At 65.8% G+C, this 26157-nt stretch carries 22 protein-coding genes, 1 tRNA gene and 1 pseudogene; 14 read left to right on the top strand and 10 right to left on the bottom strand.

Going from position 1 to position 26157, the window contains the following annotated elements; all coding sequences use genetic code 11:
• Positions 1-28: 28 nt before the first annotated feature.
• Positions 29-1624 carry an Rqc2 family fibronectin-binding protein gene (locus tag N0D28_RS15015; RefSeq protein WP_260560282.1) on the top strand — a complete coding sequence of 532 codons (1596 nt, stop codon included), beginning with the start codon at positions 29-31 and terminating at the stop codon, positions 1622-1624.
• Positions 1625-1842: 218 nt separating this feature from the next.
• A complete protein-coding gene (locus N0D28_RS15020) occupies positions 1843-2541 on the top strand; it encodes a phosphodiester glycosidase family protein (RefSeq protein WP_260560283.1) in 699 nt (232 codons plus the stop codon).
• 45 nt (positions 2542-2586) lie between these two features.
• On the opposite strand, the gene N0D28_RS15025 is transcribed toward N0D28_RS15020, so the two are convergent.
• Positions 2587-3195: a hypothetical protein gene (locus N0D28_RS15025; protein WP_260560284.1), complete on the bottom strand. Its 609-nt coding sequence runs from the start codon at positions 3193-3195 to the stop codon at positions 2587-2589.
• Between the two features lie 102 nt (positions 3196-3297).
• On the opposite strand from N0D28_RS15025, the gene tnpC reads away from it, so the two are divergent.
• On the top strand, positions 3298-4707 hold the full coding sequence (gene tnpC, locus N0D28_RS15030; protein WP_260560285.1) for an IS66 family transposase: 1410 nt from the start codon (positions 3298-3300) through the stop codon (positions 4705-4707).
• A gap of 550 nt (positions 4708-5257) precedes the next feature.
• Here the strand turns inward: tnpC and ppk1 are convergent.
• From ppk1 to N0D28_RS15045, 3 genes are all read right to left on the bottom strand, one after another.
• Entirely contained in the window at positions 5258-7465 is a 2208-nt protein-coding gene (ppk1, locus tag N0D28_RS15035) for a polyphosphate kinase 1 (protein WP_260560286.1), read from the bottom strand.
• A gap of 268 nt (positions 7466-7733) precedes the next feature.
• Positions 7734-8795 (bottom strand): GGDEF domain-containing protein, encoded by a 1062-nt coding sequence (locus N0D28_RS15040; protein WP_260560287.1) that lies wholly within the window; start codon positions 8793-8795, stop codon positions 7734-7736.
• Between the two features lie 161 nt (positions 8796-8956).
• Positions 8957-9033, bottom strand: a tRNA-Pro gene (locus N0D28_RS15045).
• Between the two features lie 172 nt (positions 9034-9205).
• On the opposite strand from N0D28_RS15045, the gene N0D28_RS15050 reads away from it, so the two are divergent.
• Positions 9206-10489 (top strand): aminopeptidase, encoded by a 1284-nt coding sequence (locus N0D28_RS15050; RefSeq protein WP_260560288.1) that lies wholly within the window; start codon positions 9206-9208, stop codon positions 10487-10489.
• A gap of 186 nt (positions 10490-10675) precedes the next feature.
• Here N0D28_RS15050 and N0D28_RS15055 read toward each other — a convergent pair whose 3' ends face one another.
• On the bottom strand, positions 10676-11137 hold the full coding sequence (locus N0D28_RS15055) for a ferritin-like domain-containing protein (protein ID WP_260560289.1): 462 nt from the start codon (positions 11135-11137) through the stop codon (positions 10676-10678).
• 415 nt (positions 11138-11552) lie between these two features.
• On the opposite strand from N0D28_RS15055, the pseudogene N0D28_RS15060 reads away from it, so the two are divergent.
• Positions 11553-14581: pseudogene (locus tag N0D28_RS15060) on the top strand (adenosylcobalamin-dependent ribonucleoside-diphosphate reductase).
• 22 nt (positions 14582-14603) lie between these two features.
• Here N0D28_RS15060 and N0D28_RS15065 read toward each other — a convergent pair.
• From N0D28_RS15065 to N0D28_RS15075, 3 genes are all read right to left on the bottom strand, one after another.
• Positions 14604-15839 (bottom strand): cytochrome P450, encoded by a 1236-nt coding sequence (locus N0D28_RS15065; protein WP_260560291.1) that lies wholly within the window; start codon positions 15837-15839, stop codon positions 14604-14606.
• Between the two features lie 72 nt (positions 15840-15911).
• A complete protein-coding gene (locus N0D28_RS15070; protein ID WP_260560292.1) occupies positions 15912-16961 on the bottom strand; it encodes a M42 family metallopeptidase in 1050 nt (349 codons plus the stop codon).
• Positions 16958-17401 carry an isochorismatase family protein gene (locus N0D28_RS15075; RefSeq protein WP_260560293.1) on the bottom strand — a complete coding sequence of 148 codons (444 nt, stop codon included), beginning with the start codon at positions 17399-17401 and terminating at the stop codon, positions 16958-16960. The genes N0D28_RS15070 and N0D28_RS15075 overlap by 4 nt, the downstream gene beginning before the upstream one ends.
• A gap of 97 nt (positions 17402-17498) precedes the next feature.
• Between N0D28_RS15075 and N0D28_RS15080 the strand changes: the two genes are divergently transcribed.
• The 7 genes from N0D28_RS15080 (at position 17499) to N0D28_RS15110 (ending at position 23445) form a co-directional block, all read left to right on the top strand.
• A complete protein-coding gene (locus tag N0D28_RS15080; RefSeq protein WP_260560294.1) occupies positions 17499-18233 on the top strand; it encodes a HesA/MoeB/ThiF family protein in 735 nt (244 codons plus the stop codon).
• 212 nt (positions 18234-18445) lie between these two features.
• Positions 18446-18808: an HU family DNA-binding protein gene (locus N0D28_RS15085; RefSeq protein WP_260560295.1), complete on the top strand. Its 363-nt coding sequence runs from the start codon at positions 18446-18448 to the stop codon at positions 18806-18808.
• Between the two features lie 425 nt (positions 18809-19233).
• Positions 19234-20136, top strand: a complete 903-nt coding sequence (locus tag N0D28_RS15090; RefSeq protein WP_512699008.1) for a glycine betaine ABC transporter substrate-binding protein — start codon at positions 19234-19236, stop codon at positions 20134-20136.
• Positions 20137-20262: 126 nt separating this feature from the next.
• Complete coding sequence (locus N0D28_RS15095; protein ID WP_312846418.1) at positions 20263-21480, top strand: ABC transporter permease; 1218 nt, start codon at positions 20263-20265, stop codon at positions 21478-21480.
• 4 nt (positions 21481-21484) lie between these two features.
• Positions 21485-22426: an ABC transporter ATP-binding protein gene (locus tag N0D28_RS15100; protein WP_260560297.1), complete on the top strand. Its 942-nt coding sequence runs from the start codon at positions 21485-21487 to the stop codon at positions 22424-22426.
• Positions 22423-23160 carry an ABC transporter permease gene (locus N0D28_RS15105; protein ID WP_376777638.1) on the top strand — a complete coding sequence of 246 codons (738 nt, stop codon included), beginning with the start codon at positions 22423-22425 and terminating at the stop codon, positions 23158-23160. Before N0D28_RS15100 ends, N0D28_RS15105 begins: the two co-directional genes overlap by 4 nt.
• A gap of 90 nt (positions 23161-23250) precedes the next feature.
• On the top strand, positions 23251-23445 hold the full coding sequence (locus N0D28_RS15110) for a YetF domain-containing protein (protein WP_260560298.1): 195 nt from the start codon (positions 23251-23253) through the stop codon (positions 23443-23445).
• Here the strand turns inward: N0D28_RS15110 and N0D28_RS15115 are convergent.
• Entirely contained in the window at positions 23434-23823 is a 390-nt protein-coding gene (locus N0D28_RS15115; protein WP_260560299.1) for a hypothetical protein, read from the bottom strand. The genes N0D28_RS15110 and N0D28_RS15115 overlap by 12 nt on opposite strands.
• Before the next feature lie 85 nt (positions 23824-23908).
• Between N0D28_RS15115 and N0D28_RS15120 the strand changes: the two genes are divergently transcribed.
• Positions 23909-24160, top strand: coding sequence for a VF530 family protein (locus N0D28_RS15120; protein ID WP_260560300.1), 252 nt, complete (start codon positions 23909-23911; stop codon positions 24158-24160).
• Positions 24161-24193: 33 nt separating this feature from the next.
• Here N0D28_RS15120 and N0D28_RS15125 read toward each other — a convergent pair whose 3' ends face one another.
• On the bottom strand, positions 24194-25153 hold the full coding sequence (locus N0D28_RS15125) for a potassium channel family protein (protein ID WP_260560301.1): 960 nt from the start codon (positions 25151-25153) through the stop codon (positions 24194-24196).
• A 115-nt stretch (positions 25154-25268) separates the two neighbouring features.
• Between N0D28_RS15125 and aguB the strand changes: the two genes are divergently transcribed.
• On the top strand, positions 25269-26156 hold the full coding sequence (gene aguB / locus N0D28_RS15130) for an N-carbamoylputrescine amidase (RefSeq protein ID WP_260560302.1): 888 nt from the start codon (positions 25269-25271) through the stop codon (positions 26154-26156).
• Position 26157 lies beyond the last annotated feature (1 nt).

The following is a 26157-nucleotide window of genomic DNA, read 5'->3' on the forward strand; positions in this document are numbered from 1 at the left end:
GCTTGTCACTGAGGCACAATGAAGCCTTATGGAAGGTCTAGCCCTGGCCCACACCCTCGCCGAGTTGCGGGAACATCTGCCCGCCCGCACGCTCGGCTGGGTCTTTCCCGACGAAACCTCGGCGGCGCTGCTGCTGGAAGGCCGCCGGGGCGTCAGCAATCTGGTGCTGTCGTACCGCCCGCCGCAGCCGGTGCTGTATCTTAGCCGTGAGCGGCTACGCGGCGACGCCCACAACGCCTTTCAGCGCTTTCTGGCAGCCAAGGTGCGCGGCGACCTGATCGGTGCCCAGCAGCTCAAGCTCGACCGGGTGGCCCAGCTCAGCTTCGCGGGCGAGGGCGGCTTCGTGGATGTGCCTGCCGCGCGGCTGCTGTTCGAGCTGACCGGACGCAATACCAACCTGCTGGTGCTGGAAGCCCTGCCGCCCGCCGCCGAAGAAGCGGACGTCTGGCAGGGCCGCATCCTCACCGCCGGGCGCGAGATCACTGGCAGCCGTAACCGCTTTCGCACGGTCCGCAGCGGTGGGCTCTACGTGCCGCCGCCGCCCTATGCCAAGCTCGATCCGCGCACCATGACGCACGACGATGCCCGGACGCTGGCCGAGCTGCCACTTTCCCGCTGGCGGGAGCACATTGACGGGCTGGGGCCGACCCTCAGTGCCGAACTGGCGCGCCGGGCCGGGCTGACGGGGCCGCCAGGCGCGCAGTGGCCGCAGGCGCTCAGGGCTTTGCAAAGCCTGGTCACCGACCCGACCCTCAGCGCCTCGGAGACAGACCTCAACGACGCCTCGCGCGAGTCGGCCCGCAGCGAGAAGGCCGCACAGCTCCGCAAGGCCCTGCGCGAACCGCTGGCCAAGCGCCTGACCCTGCTGACCCACCAGCTCGGCGACGTGGAGCGGGCAACCAACAATCTGGACGACGCGGCCCAGGACCGCCGCGAGGCCGATCTGTTGATGGCCTACGCGCACACAGTGGAAGCAGGCGTAGTGTCGGCGCTGCTGCCCGACTTTTCCGGCGAGGGCGAGGTGGCCGTCGCGCTGGACCCGGCCCTGACGCCGATCCAGAACGCCGAGAAGCGCTACACCCGCGCCCGCCGCCGCGAGGAGGTCTTCGAGCGTCTGGCCCAGCGAGAACCCACCCTACGGGCCGACTACACCGACGCCGAGCGCCGCCTGGCCGACCTCGACGGGGCCAGCCTGGAGCAGCTCGAAGCGCTGGAACGTCAGCTCAGCGCCGAGCAGCCCCTGCGCAGTGCCTACGGTGCGCGCTACACCTCGCCGGGCGGTTTCGAGGTGCTGGTGGGCCGCAACAACAAGGAAAACGCTGCCCTGACCCATCGCCTGGGCCGCAGCCAGGATTACTGGTTTCATGTTCAGGGCTACCCCGGCTCACACGTGCTGGTGCGCTCCGGTGGGCGCGACCTCGATCTGCCGGATATCCTCTACGCCGCCCGGCTGGCCGCCTGGCACAGCAAGGCCCGGCAAAGCGGCAACGTGCCGGTGGACTACACCCGCATCAAGCACGTCTGGCGGCCCAAGGGCGCGCCCAGCGGGCAGGTCCAGTACACCCAGCAGAAAACCGTCTACGTGGACCCGCTCGATCCCCGCACTGAGGAGGGCAGCACCTGATACCAACTTCAGCTGAGCCGAAAACGAAGCGGAGCGGAGCGAGAATAAGGGAATGCAGACTGGTGGCGATGAAAACCTATGTCGGACTCAGAGCAAATCGGTATGACTCATCTCCCCCACGCTCCGGGCGGCATGATGGGCCACTGATGCGCCGCGCTTTCCTCTCCCCTCTGCTCACCCTTTCCCTGACCGGGTGCGCGCCCGCCGGAGCGCTGAACGTGACTTCTCCCGTCTGGCAGGGCAACAGCTATACCGTCACCACCCTCGATCCCAGCCGCGACACCCTGCGCCTTTACTGGAAAAATCCGCAGACAGGCCAGCCTTTTTTGCGCTTCCAGACGCTGCGGGCGTATCTGGCGGGGCGCGGCGAGACGGTTTTGTTTGCCACCAACAGCGGCATCTACACCCCCGCTTATGCCCCGCTGGGCCTGCATGTGGAGGGCAGCCAGACCCTGGTGCGCCTCAACAACGCCCGCAGCAGCGCCGGAACTGGGGGCGGCAACTTTTCGCTGCGCCCCAACGGCGTGTTCTGGGTCGGCGCGGGCACGGCAGGCATTCTGGAAACCGACGCCTACGCCCGCCGCGCCCCCGCTGCCGACTACGCCGCGCAGAGTGGGCCGCTGCTGGTCATCGGCGGCAAACTGCATCCCGAATTCAATACCCGCAGCACCAGTTTCAAGCTCAGGAGCGGCGTGGGCGTCTGCCAGGATCAACAGACCGGCAAAACACTGGTCAAGTTCGCCATCAGCGCCGCGCCAGTCAACTTCTACACCTTCGCCACCTTCTTCCGCGACGCCCTGAACTGCCCCGACGCCCTTTACCTCGACGGCTCAATCAGCGCCCTCTACACACCGCAGCTCGGCGACGGACAACTCGTCAACTTTGCCGGAATGTGGGCCGTGACGACGAAGCGCTGAAAGTGGTCTGAACCTGCGAACCGCTTCGTTCTTCGTCCTCAAGGGTCAGTCACTGTCTAACAACCTCAATCTGGCCTGCGTCAACGTGTACAGACCGTCCGGTTGGCGGATAAACAAGAGGGCCGAACTGAAGTCGGTGTCAGGCCAGAGCGTTCCATTGGGGGTCAATGTGCTGACGCTCAAGGCGAGCGACAGCGCGGCCACGATGGCGGGGATGTGGTGATGCTCCCAGCACACCAGCACGTCCTGACCCGGCTGAGAAAGTAGGGAAGCGCGGACCAGAATGTCCTCCTGACCCTTGGAAACCGGCGTCTGGATCTGCACCTTGAGCTTGCGCGCCAGCGGCGTGATCGTCTCACCAGGCCGATGCAACGTTTCGTCCGGATAAGCGGGGGCGAACAGCGCCGTCGGACGGACGAACGGTGGAGGTGGCGCAGTAGAACTGAGTACGGCGGCCAGAGCCCCCGCACGTTGCCAGCCACGCGGGATCAGCGACTCAGCCTGCGGCTGCCCTTGCTCGTCAACCCCGAAGGCAGGCTGGAGGCTATCCGCTGCACTGGGTTTTTCGGCATGGCGCAGAATCGTAATCGTGCGGGGTCCAGTCTTCATCTCTTGCTCTTGGCGGCGCGCATCATGGTCTCTGTTGTAGCGCATAGCTGACGCAGAGCCGAGGTGGGCCCACCCTGGCTGTCTGTGATTAGCGCCCCCTAGGTGCCCGGCTTCCAGGTAGGCACCCTTGCCGTTACCATGCTGTCCATGGACTCCAAGGTGACTCAGAAGGATCTCTTCGAGATCATTCGTCGCCAGTCCGAGCAGATCGACCAGTTGATCGCGCAGAACAAAGCGCTCCAGGCTGAAAACGCCCGTCTCAAGAAGCGCATCGAAGAGTTGGAACGACGTGCTCGAAAGTACACCGCTCCCTTCAGCCGGGAGACGCGCACCGCCCAGCCCAAATCACCAGGACGGCGTTCTGGTGAAGGCCCATTCGCGCACAAGTCCCCACCCACCCCACAACAGGTTACCGAGACCGTGCAGGTCGCGACGCCGAACACCTGTCGTCGCTGCGGGTTCACAGGACCGCTGATCTTCACCCGTCACGACAAGGCCTGGGTCACAGAACTCGCCCCTCAGAACGCCGTGCAGGTCACCGAGTACCACGTGCCCGTCATGGACTGCCCCCAGTGTCACGCCGTGGTGCGTGGTGACCATCCCGCTCTCAAAGCCGATCAAGTGGGCGCGACTGCCCATAGACTCGGACCTGTCCTGCACGCCACCCTCCAGACCCTGCATCACGAGGTGGGCTTGCCTGTCCGCCGGATCGGGCGGGTCATGGAACTGCTTACCGCGCTGCCCGTCACGCAGAGTGCGATCACGCAAGCCGCACAGCGGCTTGCCGCTGACGGCCATCCTCTCACTGCCCACGTGAACGCCCTACAGGCAGATCTTCAGCAAGCGCCGTTCGTGCATCACGACGACACCGGCTGGCGAGTCGGCACCCAGAACGCCTGGGTCGGCGCGTTCCGCAGTGCGGACACGGTGCTGTTCCGCGCAAACCTGCAGCACACGAACGTGGAACTCCGGGAAGGCCTGGGACAGAACTTCGCGGGTGTGCTGATCTGTGACCGCTTCTCCTCGTACGACAGTCGCTTCCTGGTAGGCGTCAAGCAGCAGAAGTGCCTGGCGCACCTGATCCGGAATGCGGATGAGGTGGCTGCTGGGGAGCAGGGTCGTCCAGGGCGCGGGGAGGTCTACGGACAGCGGGTGGCGCAGGTCTTCCGGGATGGCATCCGACTGCACCGGGACGTGACGATGGGTGGGTGTACGCGGGAGGAATATGCGCAGCAGGGTGAGGGACTCACCCTGCGCTTGGACGCCCTGCTGAACCGGGCACCGCTGAAGTCGAAGTCAAACGAGCGCCTCCGGCTGGGCATACTGAAGCAGTACGTGCTGGATCGGTTGTGGCGGTTCCTGAAGGACCCCGACATTCCCCCGACGAACAACGCGGCTGAACGGAGCCTACGGACCGTGGTGATGGCGAGGAAGGTCTCTCAGTGCAGTAAGAACGCGGTTGGGGCGCAGACGTACATGCGCATCAAGTCCACGGTGGAGACCGCGCGATTACGCGGTCAGGATCCCGTCGCGGTTCTGATCAACCTCATCCGCTGACGCTAATCACAGACCCCTGGCTCTGGGTCGTTGTTGAGCTCCGGACTCGATTCTCTTACCATTCACTGCGCTGGCCACATCAGTCTCTCTCCGACTGGCGGTGAGAAGGTCAGAAAAGCAGGGTCGACGACACACCGTGTTTAAGCCGCAGAAGCGCGTTCTGAATGCCGTCCAGCCCAGCAACGTCTTACCCCTACACTAGAAGCGATCCAAAAATTTCCCTCCCAGCGCTCTACGTTCAGTCCCTTGGCTCCGTTTCAGTGCATGGTTCTTGACTTCAGCTGTATACCAAGCTAAACTGCTCTTATCAATCAAACGACAAGCCGCCTGTGAGGCGGATTTTTTATGGTCCAATTTCGGTCTGCTCCAATCCCAGCCGACCCAGGGATTCGGCACAGGCGGGACGCACGCTGGAAAACATGGGACTTCCAATGCTGGAGCTGATCATTGCGGCAGGCGAGCGACGAGCCGAAGAGCAGCGGGCCACAACGTGGGGCCGCCCTACGCTGGCCCGCCGGAGTGAGCTGCCCGCCCTGACCTCCACCCCCGCTCAGCCCGGCGCGTCCTCACTGCCCATGAAAACCGACTGGGCGCTGGTATCGCCGCTGAGCTTGAAGTACTCTCCGCTGGCTTGCAGTACCCACGCGCCGCGCGTATCGGCCCACTCGGTGCCGAGCAGGGCCAGCAGCTTGGCTTTCTGGCGGTCCTCGAACACCGGGGCGATGACCTCCACCCGCCTGTCGAGGTTGCGGCTCATCCAGTCGGCAGAACCGAAATACACATCGGGCGCGCGGCCCTTGCCATCGGCGGCGTCGCCCGCGAAAGCGTAGATGCGGGCATGTTCCAGAAAGCGCCCGATGAGGCTACGGACCTCGATGTGCTCGGACAGGCCCGGCACGCCGGGGCGCAGGCAGCACACCCCGCGCACCATCAGCTCGATTCGCACGCCCGCTTGGGACGCCTGATACAGCGCCTCGATCATGCCGGGGTCAGTGAGCTGGTTGAACTTGAGCCGCGCCCAGCCGGGCTTGCCCACCGCCACGTTGGCCGCTTCTCTCTCCAGCAACCGGATGAAGCCGCTGCGGGCAGTGTCGGGGGCCACCAGCAGGTAAGCGTAGTCGGCCTCGGCGTAGCCGGTCAGGTGATTGAACAGCGCTGCCACGTCTGCGCCGAGTTCCTCGCGGGCCGAGAGCAGCGAGAGGTCGGTGTAGAGCCGGGCGGTCTTGGGATTGTAGTTACCGGTGCCGATGTGCACGTAGCGCTTGAGTTGCTCACCCTCACGGCGCACCACCAGCGTGACCTTGCCGTGGGTCTTGAGACCGCTGACGCCGTACACCACGTGCGCCCCGACCCGCTCCAGCTCACGCGCCGAGGAGATGTTGCGCTGCTCGTCGAACCTGGCCTTGAGCTCGATCAGGGCCACCACCTGCTTGCCGTTCTCGGCGGCGGTCCTGAGTGCGCCGATGAGGCGCGGATCGTCGCCGGTGCGGTAGAGGGTCTGCTTGATGGCCAGCACATCGGGGTCGCTGGCCGCCGCCTGCACGAAGGCCAGCACGTTGGTAAACGAATCGTACGGGTGGTGCAGCAGCACGTCGCCCTGCTGCAAGGTGTGGAAAATGCCCTGATCGTCCTCGCCGTCCAGATCCGGCACACGCGGCGAGAACAGTGGGAACTGCAAATCCGGGCGCTCGACCGGCAGACCCATCAGGTTGGCGGTGCCCAGCGGGCCTTGCAGCTCGAAGATGTCCTCGTCAGCGAGTTTCAGGCGGCTTCGCAGAAGGTCCAGCATCTCGCCGGGCATGTCTCTGGTGACTTCCAGCCGCACCGCCGAGCCGAAGCGCCGCCGCCGCAGGCCGTCCTCGATGGTCGCCAGCAGGTCCTCGGCCTCGTCCTCGTCGAACTCGTAATCAGTATTGCGGGTGACCCTGAAGACGTGCGCGCGGATGACCGTGCGACCCCGGAACAGCTCGCCCAGGTGCTCGGCAATCACATCTTCGAGCAGCAGCAGGTGCTCGCCGCAGCGCACGATGCGCGGCAAGACCCCTACTGGCACCTTGACGCGGGCGAAGTCGGGGGCCTCGCCGCTTCCGGCGTCGAGCAGCACCGCCAGATTCAGGCTGAGGTTACTGATATACGGAAACGGGTGACTCGGATCGACGATCAGCGGGGTCAGCACCGGCTGAATCTGCGAGAGGTACTGCGCCCGCAGGGTGGCCCGCGCCCGCTTGCCCAGGTCCTTGACGCGCCCGATCTCCACGCCCTGCGACTGGAGGCTCTTGAAGATCTCGCGGGTGGTCTTCTCGATACTTTGCAGCATCACGTGGGTGCGCGACCTCACCAGGTTGAGCACTTCCCTGGGCAGCAGGCCGTCCAGGCTCTTGGTGGTCACGTTGGCGGCGATCTGGCGGTGAATGCCCGCCACCCGCACCATGAAGAACTCGTCGAGGTTGCTGCCGCAGATGGCTGCGTAGCTCAGGCGCTCCAGCAGGGGGTTGCGCTCGTTTCTGGCCTCGAACAGCACCCGCTCGTTGAAGGCCAGCCACGACAGCTCGCGGTTGAGATACGTGCTGTCCAGCACGGCGCTGGTGCTCTGGGTCTGGTCCTTGACGCCTTCGGGCAGCGGCCCCGGCCTGGGCAGCTTGGCATTCTTGCCGTTGTGGTGTTTGTGGGCCGCTCTGGCGTTGGCTTCAGCCGCCTCAGGCTGGGCCTTGACGGAAAGGGCTTTGGCGAGCGCCGACTTCTGGGTTGATTTGTTCATGACAGGGACTCACCACTTTGGCTCGGTTTTTTGGAGGTTTTTAGTCGGTGTGGGGCGTGCGGGTCTGACCCGGTCCAGGGGCTTTCCATTCAGTAGACCGGGGGTCAGGGCCGCGTGAAGGGAGTGCCGGGCGAGGTGGCCCCGCACCTCACGGCGAGAGGATGTCCTGAGCCTAGCGCTTACGAAGGCCAGCACAAAACTGAGAAAATAAAGACCGCCCTCACGCGCCCCCAGCACAAGTGCGGCTCAGGTGCAGCCCGGATACAGCTCAGGCTTGCGGCATCACCCGGTCTCGTCCGGCATGTTTGGCGGCGTAGAGCCGCAGGTCCACCTGGCTCAGCCACGCCGCCGCCGAGGTCACTTCACGGGCGTGGGCCACGCCGCAACTGGCGGTGATATGGAGTCCTGCGGGCATGGCGCAGCGCCGCACCGCGTCCAGTAAGCGCTGGGCCGCCGCCAGGGCACCTGCCTGGTTCACATTGGAGAGCAGAATCAGAAATTCCTCACCGCCCCAGCGCGAAACCACGTCGTCCGGACCTACCGCTCCTTGCAGGGCCGAGGCGAAACATTGCAGCACCTGATCGCCTGTCAGATGCCCGTGCTGGTCGTTGACCTGCTTGAAATGATCGATGTCAAGCAGCAGCGCCGCCGAATTCGCATTGGCCTTGGATGTCAGCACCCGTTCGAGTTGCCAGTACATCGCCCGGCGGTTGGTCAGGCCTGTCAGGGCGTCGGTTTCGGCCAGCTTCTGAAACACCTGGGTTTCGCGGCGCTCGGCGCTCACCCGTTGCCCGAACACCGAAAGGTGGGCGATCAGCAGCACGATCAGGGCCATTTCGAGCAGCAGGGTCGTGTCACCGCCCTTGAGCAGGGTCAGGGCCACAACAATGAAGTACAGCGCCGCCGAATAGAGCGCCGCCAGAGAAGCGGGCAGGATGCTGAACGCCGCCAGAAACAGAAACACCCCGACGAAATACAGCCGGGCCTGTGGCACGTCCGGTGATTGAAAGGCGGCCACCAGTGCGAAGGCCACGGCCGCCGAGGCGACCCCCAGCACGCCGAAATCAATCCACTGCACCGGAATGGTGCGGCGCAGCAGCAGTGGAATCAGGCTGCCGCACAGCAGCGCCCCGAACACCGGTTCCCCGTGAAGTGCCTGCCAGTGCAGGCCATTCTGAAAGCCGCCGCCCTGGAAGATGTCCAGACCCGTCACAGTGAGCTGGCTCAGGCAGGCCAGCGCAGCCACCCCCAGGTAAACCCGCCGCCGCAGCTCCTCAGTCCTCACGCCGGGAGCGGTGCGGAGACGGATCAGCCCCGGAATCGGTTTCATGCCTGGAGAATAGACCTGGGACCGTGACAAACTCGGCACACTCAAGAAACGCTCATGCAGACAGGAACGAGGAAAGCAGCAGATCCGTGCTGGCAGGCGCTCAGAAATCGAACGCTCAAAAAACGAAAAAGCGGAAGTGAATTTCTCCACTCCCGCCACGCTGGTCGAGGCGACAAGATTTGAACTTGCGACCCCTACCACCCCAAGGTAGTGCGCTACCAAGCTGCGCTACGCCTCGTCAAACCAGCGACGGGCAGTGTAGCGGAGTTTGGGGGCCTGGTCAAGCGGCGCTGAACTTCTCCCCCGAACCCTGTTCCCGAAGCTGCATCCTGCCGCCAGATCAGGCCCGGATATTCAGAAGAGCCTTAAACGTGGCGGGCCGTCTGCCTGCGCGGCGTATCCTGCCAGACATGACCCAATCTTCCGCTGGACCGTCCACCGCTGCGCCCGCCGCTGGCCTCAGCTTCGAGCAAAAACTCCAGAACTACGCCGACCTGGCCGTGCAGGTGGGGCTGGGCCTCAAAAGCGGTCAGCACCTGCTGGTCGAGTCGCCTGTGGAGGCCGCGCCCCTGGCCCGCGCCATCGTCCGCAGCGCTTACCGGGCCGGGGCCGTCTTTGCCGATGTCAGATGGGACGATGACGACGTGCAAAAGGCCCGCTTCGAGCTGGCCCCGGAAGGCAGTTTTGAGCTGATCAGCCGCTGGCGGGTGGACGCGGAGATGGAAACCGCCGACGCGGGCGGCGCGGTGCTGGCGATCCGGGCCACCGACCCGAAGCTGCACGCCGGGGCCGACCCCACCACCCTGGCCCAGCACCAGCGGGCGCTGGCGACCTACCGCAAGCCCTACAGCCTTCAGGTGATGACCAACCGGCTCAACTGGAACCTGATCACCGCGCCGCTGCCGGAGAGTGCGGGGCTGATTTTCCCCGAGGTCAGCTGCGAGGAGGCCGTTCAGCAGTACTGGGAAGCCGTCTTCAGGATCACGCGCGCCGACCAGCCGGACCCGTTGGCCGCCTGGAAAGAGCACCTGGGCAAGCTGCACACCCGCAAGAAGATTCTGACCGACAAGCAGTACGCGGCCCTGCACTTTTTCAGTCAGGACAAGAGCGGCACCGACCTCACGGTGGGCCTGGCCGACGACCACATCTGGGGCGGCGGCAGCAGCTCCACGCCCGCCGGGATCGAATTTGTCGCCAACATCCCCACCGAGGAGGTCTGGACCGCGCCGCACCGCGAGCGCACCGAGGGCACGGTGGTCAGCACCAAGCCGCTGAGCTACAACGGTGTGCTGATCTCCGGCATCCGCATCCGCTTTGAGGGCGGGCGGATCGTCGCGGCCAGCGCCGAGCAGGGCGAGGAAGTCCTGCGCCAGCTCATCGCCACCGACGAGGGCAGCCACCGTCTCGGCGAGGTGGCGCTGGTGCCGCACTCGTCCCCGGTCAGCCAGAGCGGCCTGTTTTTCTACAACACCCTGTATGACGAGAACGCCGCCTCCCACATCGCCATCGGCAGCGCTTACCGCTTCAACGTGACTGGCGGCGTGGAGAGCAATGACACCTTTGTGGAAAAGGGCGGCAACGACTCGCTGGTCCACGTGGACTGGATGATCGGCAGCGCCGAGATGAACGTGGACGGCGTGACCAAGAGCGGCGAGCACGAACCCGTGATGCGGGCGGGCGAGTTCGTGCTCTGAGCTGGAGCGGGCGGTGCGCGGGCGGCGGAAACCGTCCACAGGCATCAGGTCCGCCGTCACTGCTGAGCACATGACCAAACGCCGCACCCCAGTCAGGAGTGCGGCGCTTTATCTTCTGTGCTGGTTCCAGACTTCTGGGAACTGCGGTGGAGACGCGTCTTTCTCCACGTCCTAATTACTGAATACTCAGCTCTTGGCTTCATGCTGACGCTTGAGGGCGTTCAGCTCGGCGTCGCTGGACTGGATCTGGGCGTACTGGCTCTCGACGAGTGAGCGCACGTCGCCGGGCAAATCGGTTTCCTTAAGGACGTCCTGGTAGTTCTTGACGGCTGCGTCCTCGCCACGCACCGTCTCGGCCACGACAGAGCTGTCGTCCTTGCCGGTTACGGCGTCGCGCACATTGATCCAGGTGCGGTGCAGGGCCGCGCCCACACTGCCGCCCGACTTGGGCTTCTCGCCGCCCTGCATCAGGTGGGTTTCTATGGCGCTGGCCATCTCGGCACGCTGCGAGCTGCGGGCCCGGAGGAGCTGCTTGAGGCTGGCATCTTTGGCGTGTTCGGCAGCCTCGTTGAAGCCCTTCTCGCCGTCGCGCAGGGTGCCGAGCAGATACTGGAGCTTGTCGTTGACTTGGTCGTTGCTCATGGTCATGGTGGGTTCTCCTCATCGCGGGGGAGCGCTTGATGTGTTTATTCTCGGAGATCAGATCTGCACCGGGCTGAGAAAAGCGGGCCGGGCCATTCAACTGACCCTGGGTCGATGCTGGGGAAGCGGTCAGAAAGTGAGGCACAACTGTGTGGAGTGCCGCAATATCAGGCGCAGACGCTCCATCGGCTGGGGCTTTGGGCCGCCCAGCACAGCGGCATTCAAGCTGCATCTTGTACACCTATTCGCTCGCTCATACAAGCCGTTGTACCTAGGAGGCGGCGGTGCTAGAGTTTATGCATCGCTGGACATCCCGTCGGGGTCGCCGTTGACCGCAATCCTCGCACCACTTCCTGAGCAGGTGGAGCCGCCTTTTGCCGCCTCGCCTTCTCTTGCCGAAATACTGTCTTAAGGAGTTCAAATGACCACCACGCCCCGCCTGAGCAGTGCTGCCCTGACCAACTTCGACGACAATGCCCACCACATCGCCGGGCGGCAGTACTTGCAAAGCAGCGACGGCGATCTCGGCGGCATGTTCGAGCGCATTGCCCACTGGGTCGCCGGGGCCGAAGCGACAGAAGCGCGGCCCCATTGGGCACAGCAGTACTACGACCTGATGGTGGGCAAGAAGTTCTGCCCCGGTGGGCGGGTGCTGGCGGGCGCGGGGACGCAGCACGGCAACGTCCTCAACTGCTTCGTGCAGGGGGCCACCGAGCACGCCCCCAGCAGCTTCGAGGGCGTGATGGAAGTCGCCAAGAAACTGGCCCTGGTCACCAAGGTCGGCGGCGGCAACGGTGTAAATCTGGACGTGTACACGCCGCGCGCTGCGTCCTCGCGCCCCGACGCGGGCGTGCGCGGCTGGGTCTATATGGCGGCCTCGCACCCCGACGTGACCGACTTCGTGCTGGGCCTGATGCGCCCGCCCACCCAGCCGGACGGCGATAAGCAGCCGGTGGCGATCCGTAACTGGACGCGGGTGGTCTACGGCCAGGCTGTGAGCGGCGAACTGGTGCGGCTGGCCCGGCAAAACGGGGTGCAGATCGTACGCGATCTGCCCGAGGGCGTGGGTCAGGTGCCCGACGACATGGGCGGCATCATTGACGCAGCCCGCAGCGTGGCCGAAACCGCCAAGCTCAACTTGGAGCCGCGCCTCGACCTCTCGCAGATGCGGCCTGAGGGCGCGGCCATTCAGGGCTCGGGCGGCACCAGCAGCGGCCCGGTCAGCTTTCTGATGGAGATTTTCGACAACTTTCTGGAGTGGGCCAACCGGGGAGCCGAGCAGAGTGGGCCAGTGAACACGCTGAGATATGTGTACTCACCGGTGCTGCGGGTGGTCAGGCAGGGCGGCACAAGGCGAGGCGCAGGCATGGCCACCATCAGCGTCTCACACCCCGACGTGCTCGACTTCCTGACCGCCAAGGACCTGGACCGCGAGGCCAGCGAGGGCGACATCTCGACGTTCAATATCTCCATTCTGGTGAATGAGGCGTTCTGGGACACCCTGCAAGCGGGTGGGGTGTGGCCCCTGGCCGCCCAGGAGGTGCCGGGCAAGTACTACCTGGCCGAGCAGGCGGGCGACTTCAGCGGCAGCTGGCCCGAGTTGCCGGAGCGCGCAGAGGACGGTGCGAGGGGCGTGCCCATCTACAACGCCGGTCAGCACAGCGGCATTCCCGCCGCCTGGCTGTGGGATCAGGTGGCGCAGCACGCCTGGAGTACCGGCGAGCCGGGGCTGATCTTCGTGGACCGGATCAACGAGTACTCGGCACTCAAGGATCTGGGAGAGCGGTATCAGATTCGGAGTACCAATCCCTGCGGCGAGATTCCCCTGACCGTGGGCGAACCCTGCGATCTGGGTGCGATCAATCTGGCCGCCTACGTGGACAACAGCCGCTTTGACTTCGTCACCTTCCGCGCTGATGTGCGGACCTGCGTGCGCTTCCTCGACGACGTGCTGGACGTGAACGTGTTCGCGCTGGAAGACAACCGGGTCGCCTCGCAGGACCTGCGCCGCCTGGGGCTAGGAGTGATGGGGCTGGCCGACGCCCTGATCAAGCTGGGGCTGCGCTACGACAATGAGGCGGGCCGCGAGATGATCTTCGAGATCATGACCGCGCTGCGCGAGGAAGCCGTGGCCGAGAGCGAACGGCTGGGCCAGGAGCGCGGGGTGTACGCCGTCTACCAGCGGAACGCGGGCCAGATGCCGCACGCACCGAGGCGCAACGTGGCAGTGCTGACGGTGGCCCCGACAGGAACGACCTCCATGCTGATGGGCGTGTCCAGCGGTATTGAACCCGTATTCAGTCCGTTCATCTGGCGCAAGATCGGCAGCGAGTACCGCGCCCTGCTGGCCCCGCTGTTCGTGGAATTGCTGGAGAGTTACCCGCCCGCGCCCAACATGGCCTTACCCGGTCAAAACGGCGATGGAAAATGGGACTGGGCCAAGGTCACTGAGGCGGTCAGTGAGAACCACGGCTCGGTGGTGGGCCTGAGCTTCATTCCCGCCGCCTTGCAGCAGGTGTTCGTGTGCGCCCACGATATCGCGCCGCTCGACCATGTGCGGATGCAGGGCGCGGTGCAGCGGGCCTTCGACGCCGAGGGGTTCGCGGCCAACAGTCTCTCGAAGACCATCAACCTGCCCAACTCGGCCACCGTTCAGGACGTGCAGGACGCCTACAGCGAGGCGTACCGGACCGGCTGCAAGGGCATCACGGTCTACCGCGACGGCTCGCGCCAGTTTCAGGTGCTGAGTACCAGCAAGACGGAGACGAAGGCAGACGACGCTTCACCTGACCCTGTTCAACCCAACGCGGCGCAGCCTGACCTGGTGCATGAGGCCGCCGCCGAGGTCATGGCTGAAGCTACGCCCGTGCCCGTCAAGGCCAGCTTACCCGCCGCCCCCGCCCCGCGCCCGAACCAGCCGCGCTACGAGCGCCCCACCCGCCTCCAGGGCGTCACCGACATGGTGAAGCTCACCGACCCCACCAGCGGCCACCGCCGCAGCTTTCTGGTGACGGTCAACCACCTTCAGGGCAATCCGGTGGAAGTGGTCGTCATTTCCGGGCGGGCGGGCGACGAGGCCAACGCCGACAGCGAGGCACTGGGACGGGTGGTCAGCATCGCGCTGCAACACGGCGTGCCCGCCGAGGCGCTGATCAAGACCATGCGCGGCATCAACGGCGGGCTGTACGGCAGCTACAACGGCAGGCTGGTGGGCAGCAAGGCCGATTTGATCGCGGTGGCGCTGGAAACCTTCGCCCGCGACATGGAGGCCTCCAGGTTGCCGCCGCTCTCGGGGGGCAGCTCAGACGCCGCCTTCCCGCCGCCGCCAGCCAGGGCGTCAGCACCGAGGGGCTGGGGCAGGAGCGCTGCCCGGTGTGCGAGGAGCGGGCGGTGATTCGGGAAGAGGGGTGCTTGAAGTGCCAGGCGTGCGGGTATAGCAAGTGCGGGTGATCCGCTTCTCCGAATTCAATTCCTAAAGCTCCACCATCAGCTTGCTCAGCCCACGCAGCACGATATTGGGGCGGTACTGCGGCGTCTGCTCCAGCACACGCAACTTCGGGTAACGGGCCAGCTCACCGAACACCACCCGCGTTTCCAGCCGCGCCAGGCTCGCGCCCAGGCAGTAGTGCGGCCCGCTGGCAAAGGCCAGATGCCGCCCCGCGTTGGCCCGCGTCAGGTTCAGGCGGTTGGCGTCGGTGAAGGTGCGCTCGTCGCGGTTGGCGGCGGCCAGCAGCAGCATGGTATGGGTTCCAGCGGGGTACATTTGCCCGCCGATCTCCAGCGGCGCACCCAGGGCGCGGCCCGTGAGCTGCACCGGACTGGTGAAGCGCAGCAGCTCGTCAGCCAGCGTGTTGCCGATGTCGGGCAGGGCAGCCAGCTCAGCCCACGCGCCCGGCTGCTCTTGCAGGGCCAGCACCCCGCGCCCGATCAGGTTACTGGTGGTCTCGTGCCCGGCGGCCAGCAGCAGCACGGCGTTGGCCAGCAGCTCGGCGCTGCTCAGGCGGCCCTCCTCGTCCTCGGCGGCGGCCAGGGCGCTCAGCAGGCCCGGCTGCGGGTGGGCGCGCAGGTCGCCTGCCAGATCGCGGAAGTAAGCACGCATCTCGCGGGCGTCACCCTCGATGCGGGCCATCAGTTCAGGCGACTGGTCGATGCCGCCGAGCAGTTCGGCCACGCTCTGCGTCCAGGCCCGGAACTGCTGCTCATCGTCCTTCGATAGCCCCAGCATCCCGGTGATGACCGCCACCGGCAGCGGCACCGCCAGCTTGTCGACCAGATCGAAGGGGCGGCCCTCCTCGGCCCTGAGCATCTCACGTACCAGCCCGCGCACCAGTTCCTCCTGCTCGGCCACCACGCGCGGCGTGAAGGCGGCGCTCACCAGCCCGCGCAACCGGGCGTGCGAGGGGCCGTTGTGAAAGAGCATCATCGGCGCGAGCAGTTGCATGGCCTCGCTGACCTGGCCCACCTCTACCGCCTGCCCGATCTGCTGGCCCGAGAGCGCGGCGGGCGAGCGCAGCACCTGACTGGCTTCCTCGTGGCCGAAGATCGCCACCGCATTCCATTCCGGCACCGGCACGACCTGACCGTGCGAGCGGGCGCGCTCATAGAGCGGATACGGATCAGGCAGCGCCGCCCGCGAGTAGACGGCCTGAACGTCAGCGAGCGCAGGGCGCAGTTCGGGTTCCGGCAACATGGATTCAGGCAGGGTCATGACTCAGCCTACGCCCCCGGCATTTGGCTCAAGTGTGATTCTCACGGGCCTCTCCCCGGCCCCCGGCAGACTTCAGTCCGGAACCTGGCAGTACGCCTCGATCAGCGCCGCACTCGCGTCCAGGGCGTCGGTGTGGGTGCGCTCGTAGGCGTGGCTGGCGTCCACGCCGGGGCCGATCAGGGCGGTGGGCAGGTCGTGCCCGGCCCGCCAGGCGGCGCTCGCATCGGAAGAATAGTTGGGGTAGATGTCCACCCTGAGATCAACCCCTGCGCGGCGGGCGGCGGCGCGCAGCCGGTTGCCCAGCGCGTGGTCGTACGGGCCGCTGCTGTCTTTCACGCACAGGGTCACATGGTGCTCGCTGCTGGTCTGGCCGCGTCCCACCGCCGCCATGTCGAGGGCGATCAGCTCGTCTGCCGCACCGAATTCCGGGGTGGCAAATCCGGGAGCCGCGCCGTGCCCGACTTCCTCGTAGGTCGTGATCCAGCAGCTGACGTTGACGGGCGCAGGCCGGGCCAGCAGCCGCCGGGTCAGGTCCAGCAAAATGGCCACGCTGGCCTTGTTGTCGAGGTGGCGACTCTTGACGTATCCGGCGGGCGTCAGCACAGCACGTGGGTCGAAGCTGACGAAATCGCCCACCCCAATGCCCAGGGCGCGGGTGTCGGCTGCGCTGAACGTTCGCTCGTCGATCCGCACTTCAAGGTTATCGGCGCTGCGGCGCAGTTCAAAGAGCTTCGCGCCCCAGACGTGCATGCTCTGCATCTCGTTAACCACCGTACCGGTCACCTCCACACCGTTCTGCCCATGCACCGTCACATACTCGCCCTCGATGGTGGCCCAGTCGTAGCCGCCGAGCTGGGTCAGGCGCAGCCGTCCGTCCGGCAGGATGGCCTTCACCATCGCGCCGAGCGTATCGGTGTGGGCGCTGAAGGCCAGATGCCGGGCCGGGTCGGATGAAGGGGCGGCGGGCAGCGTCCAGCAAAGTGCGCCCTTACGGGTGCGGCGGGTCTCCAGGCCGAGTGCCTGCACCTCGCGCTCGATCAGTGACACGGCCTGTTCGGTAAAGCCGGTGGGGCTGGGCGTCTTCAGCAGCCGCAGCAGAAAATCGAGGACAGCGTCGTTCACGGTTGGACCTCCAATTGGGGAGCTGCTTCAATGATGCTGAACCCAGCCCGCTGCGCTCCTGCACGGGTGGGGGCGTCGGCGGCGCTGCCGGGCAGGGCCAGTACCTTCAAGTGGCCCACCCCCCGGCTGCGGAGTTCAAGGGCCAAGGCGCTGTGCTCGAAGGCGTCGTTGGCCGCGACCCGCAGCAGCACGTCGCGCTCCTCGACCCGGAAATCCGGGTGCAGCGTCCAGCCGCGCGTCAGCGGCTCCAGATCGCTGCCTGCTTCGCCGTCGCGCTGCACAAACACCACCAGCACGCCCTGTGAGCGGGCCTGACTGACCGCCGCGCGCCAGGGCAGCAGCCGGGCGTCGGCGGCGCGGGGATCAACGTCTTCGAGCGCCCGGTGATGGGCGCGCTGCGCGTCGAGCAGGAGCAGGGCCTGGGCAGAGGATGAACTCATCACCGCTTCATCATACTGGCCGGGCGCAGGTGGAAGCGGTCAAACGCAACTGTTCGGTCTCCACATCCAGTCACAGCCCAGCCTCTAGACTGCCTGCGTGACCCGTGACCCTGCCGCCCTCTCCCGGACCGAACTGCGGCGCTACGGACGCCAGTTGTTGCTGCCGGAGTTCGCTGACAGCCAGGAGCGCCTCAAGGCCGCCCACGTGCTGGTCATCGGCGCGGGTGGGCTGGGCTGCCCGGTCATCTCGTATCTGGCCGGGGCGGGTGCCGGATTCCTGCGCATCGCCGACGGCGACACGGTGTCGCTCAGCAACCTGCACCGCCAGACGCTCTACACCACTGCCGACGTGGGCCGCAGCAAGGCCCAGGCCGCCGCCGCCCGTGCCCAGCAGGTCAATCCGTATGTGGGAGTCGAGGCCGCGCCCGCACTGAGCCCCGAGACGGCCCCGGCGCTGCTCGAAGGCGTTGATCTGGTCATCGATGCCAGCGACAATTTCACGGCCCGCTACCTGGTCCACGACGCCTGCACCGCCGCTGGCCTGCCCTGGGTCTGGGGCGCGGCAGGCGGCTTCGAGGGCATGGTCAGCGTGTTCGGCCCCGATTTCGGGCTGCGCGACGTCTTTGCGACACCGGACGGAGCCGAGTCTTGCGACGACATCGGGGTGGTGGGCCCGCTGCTCGGGGTGGTCGGCAGCGTGATGGCGCTCGAAGCCCTCAAGATACTGACCGGGCAGGCAGATGTACTCTCGGGTCGTCTGTGGACATACGACGCCCTGAGCGCCCGTGTGCGGATCGTGCGCCTGGGGAAGACGATTTCAGCAGGAACATAAATTAACTGTTTACACATAAGTAACTCATCGGTTAAGTCCGTCCAGGACGGCAAATCGCCGATTTTAGCGGGAATTCGTCCTCTCAGGAACAGCGCCTCTTGGTGGTAGAGGCGGTCCCAGAGGGCCTCGGTGCCGTTCACAAACCCTGAAATGTGTGTTACTGTCTTTTTCGAGCCGACAACCTGCTCAACTTCAACTCCTGGAGGTCCTACATGGCTAAAAGTACCAAAGCGCCAGCCAAACCTGCCGCCAAACCCGCTGCCCCCAAAAAGGCACCCGCTCCCGCTGCCGAAACCAGCGAGAAAATCGCCAAGACCCAGATCATCGATCTGGTCGCCGACCGCACCAGCCTGAACAAGAAGCAGGCGGGCGAGTCTGTGGCCGTGATGCTCGACGTCGTGGTCGAGGCCCTCAAAGACGGCAAGAGCGTGGGCCTGCCAGGCCTGGGCACCTTCAGCGTCGCCAAGACGGCAGCACGTCAGGGCGTGCGCCCCGGCACCAGCGAGAAGATCACCATTCCCGCTGGCAAAAAGGTGCGCTTCAAAGTCGCCAGCACCCTCAAAGGCAACCTCTAAGCGAGCACTGCCTTTACCACTCCGCCGTTTCCAAGTCTGGAGACGGCGGTTTTTGCTGTCACCTATCTCTGAGCGCCCAACTCCCAGCTCCGAACATCTTCTCTGAAGCGACTCTAAATAATAGATAAAGTCGGCCAACACTTGTCTGAACCACCATTCGGCTCGCTTAAAAAGGCGTGTCAAACGTTCTTGATCTCTGCTCAAGGTGAGCGGAAGTGTCTTTGCAGGCGGCCATGCATTTGTGCTTGTTCGTTCAACTCGCGTCAGGTCAAGCGGGTATGTTGGCCTTGTTCTGACTCACGGCGCGGCGCTGTTCTGAACGCTGGACTTACTTATGTAGGACAGCATTTCAGAAGTTTGGAGCGTCAATTCTCTTCTCAGCGCCGGGCCGGGCAGGAACATGGAGGAACCGAATGCCGAACAATTTGAAAAAAGTACTGATCCTGTCCGTGGCCGCTTTGATGGGCTCTGCCGCCGCCAAGTCCATCGTGGTGGGAGGCAAGCTCGACCCCGAAGCGCAGATTCTGGGCCAGATCATCTACTTGACCCTGAAAAACGCCGGGCTGGACGTGACCGACAAGACGGCGCTGGGCGATACCGGCGTCAACCGCAAGGCCATCATGGCCGGTGAAGTGGACGTGTACGCCGAATACACTGGCAACGCCGTGTACCTCTTTCCCGACGCCAAGATCACGCCCAAGCAGGCGGGCAACTCAGGCACCATCTACAACCTGGCCAAGAAACTCGATGCCAAGAACGGTATCACCTGGCTCAAACCCGCCAAGGTCAACAACACCTGGGTCATCTCGGTGCCGCAGGAACTGGCGAGCGCCAACAAGCTCAAGAGCGTGGCCGATCTGGCGCGTTACCTCAAGGGCGGCGGCAAGTTCAAGATCGCGGGCAGCCCCGAGTACTTCAACCGCCCCGATACCATGCCGATGTTCGAGAGCGTCTACAGCTTCAAGCTCAGCGCCGATCAGAAGCTGGTGCTGGCCGGAGCGACCCCGCCGCAGGCCCAGCAGGCGGCCGCCAACGGCACCAACGGCGTCAACGCGGCGATGGCCTACGGCACCGACGGCACCCTCAGCGCCCTCAAGCTGGTGGCCCTGACCGATCCCAAGGGCGCGCAGGCGGTTTACCAGCCCGCGCCCACCATCCGCACTGACACCCTCAAGGCCAACCCGCAGATCGCGGGCATCCTGAACGCGGCCTTTGCCAGCATCGACCAGCCGACCCTGCAAAAGCTCAACGGCGAGGTGGCCCTGGAAGGCCGAAGCGCCCAGTCGGTGGCCAGCGATTACCTCAAGTCCAAGGGCCTGATCAAGTGAGCCGGATCAAATGAAGAGGGCGGCGCGGGTCAACGGCAGTCTGCCGGTTTTGCGAGTTCGGTTGATGGGCGCAGTGACGCCTACCTATACCGAGTTTATCCGCGCCGCGCGAACCGAGCCGGGCTGGTGAACAGCCGCCCACTCGCAGGGGCAGCGGGAGAGCATCTCTCCCCTGCCCTTTCGTCTGCCGCCCGGCTCAGCAGTGATCTGCAAACCGTGCTGTGGCTGGGGGCCGCGCCGATGCTGGTGGCCTGCTGGCTGCCCTGGGTGCTGCTGAGGCCCAACCGGCTGGCAGCGGGCGACTTCCTGCGCCTGCCGCCGCTGGACATCGGGCTGGGGCTACTGGCGGCGCTGGCGACGGCGCTGGCCGGGCGTTTCTGGCCGCGCGCCGTACCGCTCCTTGCCAGCACCGCCCTGAGTCTCGGCGCGTGGTGGCTCGGCTCGCGCACCGGGGCCGCCGTGCAGGGGCAGGCTGAATTTGCGCGGGCCAGCGTCAGCAGCGGGCTGTGGCTGTGGCTGCTGGGGGCCGCCGTGACGGTGTACGGCGCGGGGCTGGTCGGACGCAGACTGGCCAGCGTGTCGGGCGGCGTGCAGCCGTATCTGGCCTGGCTGTGGCTGCCCGCCGTGGTGGCGATGGCAGCGCTGGGCCACTTCGCCGGCTGGTCGGTGGTGGCCGAGTACCAGGTGCAGCATGACCGCTTCTTTCAGGAACTGGGTCGGCACCTCTACCTGATTCTGGTGGCGCTGGGCCTGGCCACCCTGATCGGTGCGCCGCTGGCGGTCTGGGCCTCACGAAATGCCCGCGTGTCGGGCGTGGTGCTGGGCGTGGCGGGCGGTGTGCAGACCGTGCCGAGTCTGGCGCTGCTGGGTCTGCTGATCGCGCCACTCTCGGCACTGGCCAACGCGGTTCCGGCGCTGCGGGCGGTGGGGGTGAGCGGCATCGGGGTGGCCCCGGCGCTGACTGCCATGACCTTATATGCGCTGCTGCCGGTGCTCCGAAACGGCGTGGTGGCCCTGCGCGGAGTGCTGCCGGGCGTGCTCGACGCCGCGCGCGGCATGGGTATGACCGACAACCAGCGCTTCTGGCGGGTGCAACTGCCGCTGGCGCTGCCAGTGTGGCTCAGTGGTATCCGGCAGGCCGCCGTGATGCTGGTCGGGGTCGCCAGCGTGGCGCAACTCATCGGCGCGGGCGGGCTGGGCTACTTCATCTTCAGCGGGCTGCAAAGCGGGGCCGCCGATCTCATCTTGCTGGGGGCGCTGCCCGCCGCGCTGCTGGCGATTGTGCTGGACACCCTGCTGCGCGGGCTGGAAGCGTTCCTGGGACGCAGACTGGGAAGGGCGTGAGAGAATGATTGAACTGCGAAACCTGGAAAAACGTTACGACAACCCGCTGACGGGGCAACCGTTCTACGCCGTCAAGGATCTGAGTCTCATCTTTCCCAGCGGGGAAATCACAGCGCTGCTGGGGCCGTCGGGCTGCGGCAAGACCACCACGCTGCGAATGATCAACCGCCTCATCGAGCCGACGGCGGGCCAGATTCTGGTGGAGGGCGAGAACACCCAGAGCCTGAGACCCGAGGCGCTGCGCCGCCGCATCGGTTACGTCATCCAGCAGATCGGGCTGTTTCCGCACCTGAGCGTCGCCCAGAACGTGGCCACCGTACCGGACCTGCTCGGCCAGCCGAAAGCAAAAACGCGTGCGCGGGTGCGTGAGCTGCTGGAGCTGGTGGGCCTGGAGCCGGGGCAGTTTGGGGACAAGCGCCCCTCGGAGCTCTCGGGCGGGCAGCAGCAGCGGGTGGGCGTGGCGCGGGCGCTGGCCGCCGACCCGCCAGTGCTGCTGATGGACGAGCCGTTCGGGGCGCTCGACCCGCTGGCCCGCGACAAGTTGCAGGAGGCGTTCCGCGAGATCCAGCACAACCTCAAGAAGACCATCGTGATGGTGACACACGACATCGATGAGGCGCTCAAGCTGGGCGACAAGGTGGCGCTGCTCAACGCCGGGGAGTTGGCCCAGTTCGGCACGCCCGACGACCTGGTGCGCCGCCCGGTGAGCGAGTTCGTGCGGCAGTTTCTGGGCGAGGACGCCCTGCTGCGCCAGCTGGCGGGAATACAGGCCGGGACGCTGGCGCGGGCGGGCGACGGCGCGGGCTTGCCGCAGATCAGCGCCTCGCTCAACGCCCGCAGCGCCCTAAGCGTGATGCTGCGCGAGCGGGCCGAGGCGGTGGCAGTGTTGGGCGAGGACGGTCAGATCAGCGGTGTGCTGTCGTTTCGTGATCTGGAGCAGACGTGACGCTGCTGGCACTCAATTCCAGGCGTCCGCTGCGCTCCGTCTGGCCCGCCTTCATCTGGCCGGTGCTGCTACTGATCTGCCTGATTCCGGGACTGCTCAACAAAGCAGTGTCTTCGCTCTCGGCGGGGCAGGTGCCAGTGCTCGACACGCCGCTGTGGAAGCTGACCTTGGCACACCTGGGGCTGGTGCTGCTGGCCGAGGTGGTGGTCCTGCTGATCGGCGTGCCGCTGGCGGTGGCCGTCACCCGGCCGGGCCGCGAATCGCTGATGCGGCTGGCCGAAGCCGTCGCCGGGCTGGGCCAGACGGTGCCGACCCTGGCCATTCTGGCGCTGGCGGTTCCGGCGCTGGGATTCGGGGTCAGGCCGACCCTGCTGGGGCTGCTGCTCTACGGTCTGGTGCCGGTGGTGTCCAACGCCGTCGCCGGGCTGCTGGCCGTGGACAAACCCACCCTGGATGCTGCGCGCGGCATGGGCATGACCGACGGCCAGCGCCTGCTCCGCATCGAGCTGCCGCTGAGCCTGCCAGTGCTGCTGGCAGGGGTACGGACCTCCACTGTCTACAACGTCGGCACTGCCACCATCGGTGCGGCGCTGGGCGCGAGCGGCCTGGGCACCCCGATCATCGAGGGCCTCTCGCAGCAGAACACCGGCCTGGTGGTCATCGGAGCGCTGCTGGCCGCCCTGCTGGCGCTGAGTCTGGATGGACTGCTGGGGCTGGCAGCCCATCAGGATTGACGCAGAGGTATAAACGAGTTCTCAAGACCCCTCAGGCGTCGGCTACTAAATATCTCCTTCTTGGGCGGGGCGTTACAGCGGAATTCTGCCGTGCACCGCACCCACATGTCCATGCAGTCACTCAAGCCGCAGCTTCGCCACCAGGGCGTCACCGATGTGGGCAAGGTGCAGTTCGCTATTCTAAAATCCGGCGGCACCATCTCAGTAGTTTCCGACAATTCGGGAGCCAGGGGCAGCACGTTGCCGAGGCGGATGGATGAGCCAGACCTCAAATCAGCGACGTAACCTGGCAGCAAAGCGGCGGCCAGGGATCAGCCGTTTGAACGCCAGCCCCACAAACAGCAGCGGCAGCCAAACCTGGTCGAGCGAGAAGTGCAGCAGGATGCTCAGGCCGATGAAAGCGGGAATGCACACGCCGAACAACGCGCCGTACATGCTCCTGGGCAAATACCCCAGCTTGAGCATCAGATTGATGGCCTGACCCAGCACGGCGGCCAGCGGAATGAACAGGTACAGGCCGCCTGCCCGGTCCCCCAGCGTGCCGTCCACCGTGAACGCCACCGCCAGCACCAGCAGCACCGCCGCCGCAGGCAGACCGGGAAGGCTAAGAGAAGTGTGACCACCTTGCTGAGCCTGGGACTGAAGTGACGTCTGCTCGTTCATGCCCAGAGCTTAGTCCTGCCCACGCCCGCCGAGCAGTGCGGAGTGTCAGACAGGGGACGTGACAGGTGTCATACACTGGAAGCCTATGGCAGACTCCAACCCGCTGCACGGCGTCACGCTGGAGCAGATCGTCACGCGCCTGAGCGGCTACTACGGCTGGGCCGAACTGGGACGGCGCATCAACGTCCGCTGCTTCCAGGACAACCCCAGTGTGCCCAGCAGCCTCAAGTTTCTGCGAAAAACCCCCTGGGCCAGAACCAAGGTCGAGGAGCTGTACCTGTATATGCTCCGCAAGCACCGGCTGACCTTCGAGGAGACCGGGCCAGACACCGACTGAGCAACCCGCCACCGATCCATCCACATGACCCGCTCAGCGCCCGGCCTGCGCCACCTCATCGGCGGTTCCGGCCAGCAGCAGGCTGTCACTTTCCAGCAGCCTGACATGCGGACGCGGGCGCATGGCCTGATCGCCGCGCCAGATGGCGACCACCAGCGCGCCGCTGTCCTGGCCGAACTGCTCGATGCTGCGGCCCACGTAGGCGGGCGGCACTGCCATCTCACGCACCGTGAAGTGCCCGCTGTCCAGGCTGCCGCTCAGGAAGTGAACGAGATTCGGCGCAATCATCAGCCGGGCGATCCGGTTGCCGCTGAGCTGATACGGATTGACCACCTCACTGGCCCCGGCGCGGCGCATCTTCTGGGCCGCACTCTCGTCACTGGCCCGCGCGATGATGGTCAGCTCAGGCACCAGCCCCCGCGCCGAGAGCACCACATACAGATTGGCTGGATCGGAATTGATGACGCTCACCAGCGCGGTGGCCCGCTCGATCCCGGCGCGCTTGAGATCCTCCTCGTCGGTGGCGTCGCCACTGAGGGTGTGCAGCCCCCGGGCGGCGGCGGCAGCCAGACGCTCGGCGGCGGTATCGATGACCAGCACGCTGCGGCCCGCTTCCAGCAGCGCGGCGCAGACGGCCTCACCCACCTGACCGTAGCCGCAGACCAGGGTGTGGTTTTTCAGCATTCTCAGTCGCCGCTCCTTTCTGAGCTGTGCCCTGGCCGGGTCGAGCACGCCGCGCAGGGCATTGTCAGCCAGCACCGTCAGCAGATACAGCATCAGGCCGATGCCGACCACCATCAGGAAGTCGGTGAAATACTCGCCCCACTGGTTCAGCGGATGCACCTCGTTGAAGCCCACCGTGGTCAGCACCATCAGGGTCATATACAGGCTCTCGGACCAGGGCCAGCCTTCCAGCAGGCGGTAGCCGAGCGTGCCGCCGCTGACCAGGCCCAGCAGCACCGCCATCAACCAGATCGGGCGCACGCTGGACATGCCCTACTATGCCTGATTGGGACTGTGCCTGATCATGCTGCCCGGTCTCGGCTGCACGCGGAGCAAGGTGACACCCGATCAGTTGCGCCTGACTGACTTCGGGTAGCCTGAACCCATGACTGCTTCCCAACTCACGTCCCTGGCCGTCATCCAGATGCACATGACCGACCAGCTCGAAGACAACCTGGCGCGGGCCGAGGCGCATGTCCGGGACGCGGCCAGAGCAGGCGGGCAGGTGATCTTGCTGCCGGAACTGTTCGAGAACCTGTACTTCTGCCAGGCCGAGCGCGAGGACTCTTTCGCCCTGGCGCACCCGGTGGCGTGCCACCCTTTCCTGGGGCGCTTCCAGAACCTTGCCGCCGAACTCGGGGTGGTGCTGCCGGTCAGCTTCTTCGAGGCGGCAGGACAGACCCACTACAATTCGCTGGCCTGCATCGACGCGGGCGGCGAACTGCTGGGCGTCTACCGCAAAAGCCACATTCCCGACGGCCCCGGCTACGAGGAAAAATACTACTTCACGCCCGGCGACACCGGCTTCAAGGTCTGGGCCACCCGCTACGGGCGCGTCGGGGCCGGGATCTGCTGGGATCAGTGGTATCCCGAATCGGCCCGCGCCATGATGCTGCTGGGGGCCGACTTCCTGCTGTATCCCACGGCCATCGGCTCGGAGCCAGAAGGCGTGGAGACGCCCAACAGCCACCAGATGTGGCAGCGGGCGATGGTGGGCCACGCGGTGAGCAACTCCACTTATGTGGGCGCAGCCAACCGCATCGGCAGCGAGGTCGTGGAGAACCTGACCCAGACCTACTACGGCCACTCGTTTATCAGCGATTTTACCGGCGAGATCGTGGCCGAGTTTGGCGACCACGAGGTGGGCGCGCTGCACCACACGCTCGATTTGACGGCGGCCAGAAAATTCCGCGCCGGAATGGGCTTTTTCCGCGACCGCCGCCCCGACCTGTATGGCCCGCTGCTCACCAGCGACGGCTCGACCCGGCGCTAGG

Source organism: Deinococcus rubellus, assembly GCF_025244745.1.
GTDB classification, from domain to species: Bacteria; Deinococcota; Deinococci; order Deinococcales; family Deinococcaceae; genus Deinococcus; species Deinococcus rubellus.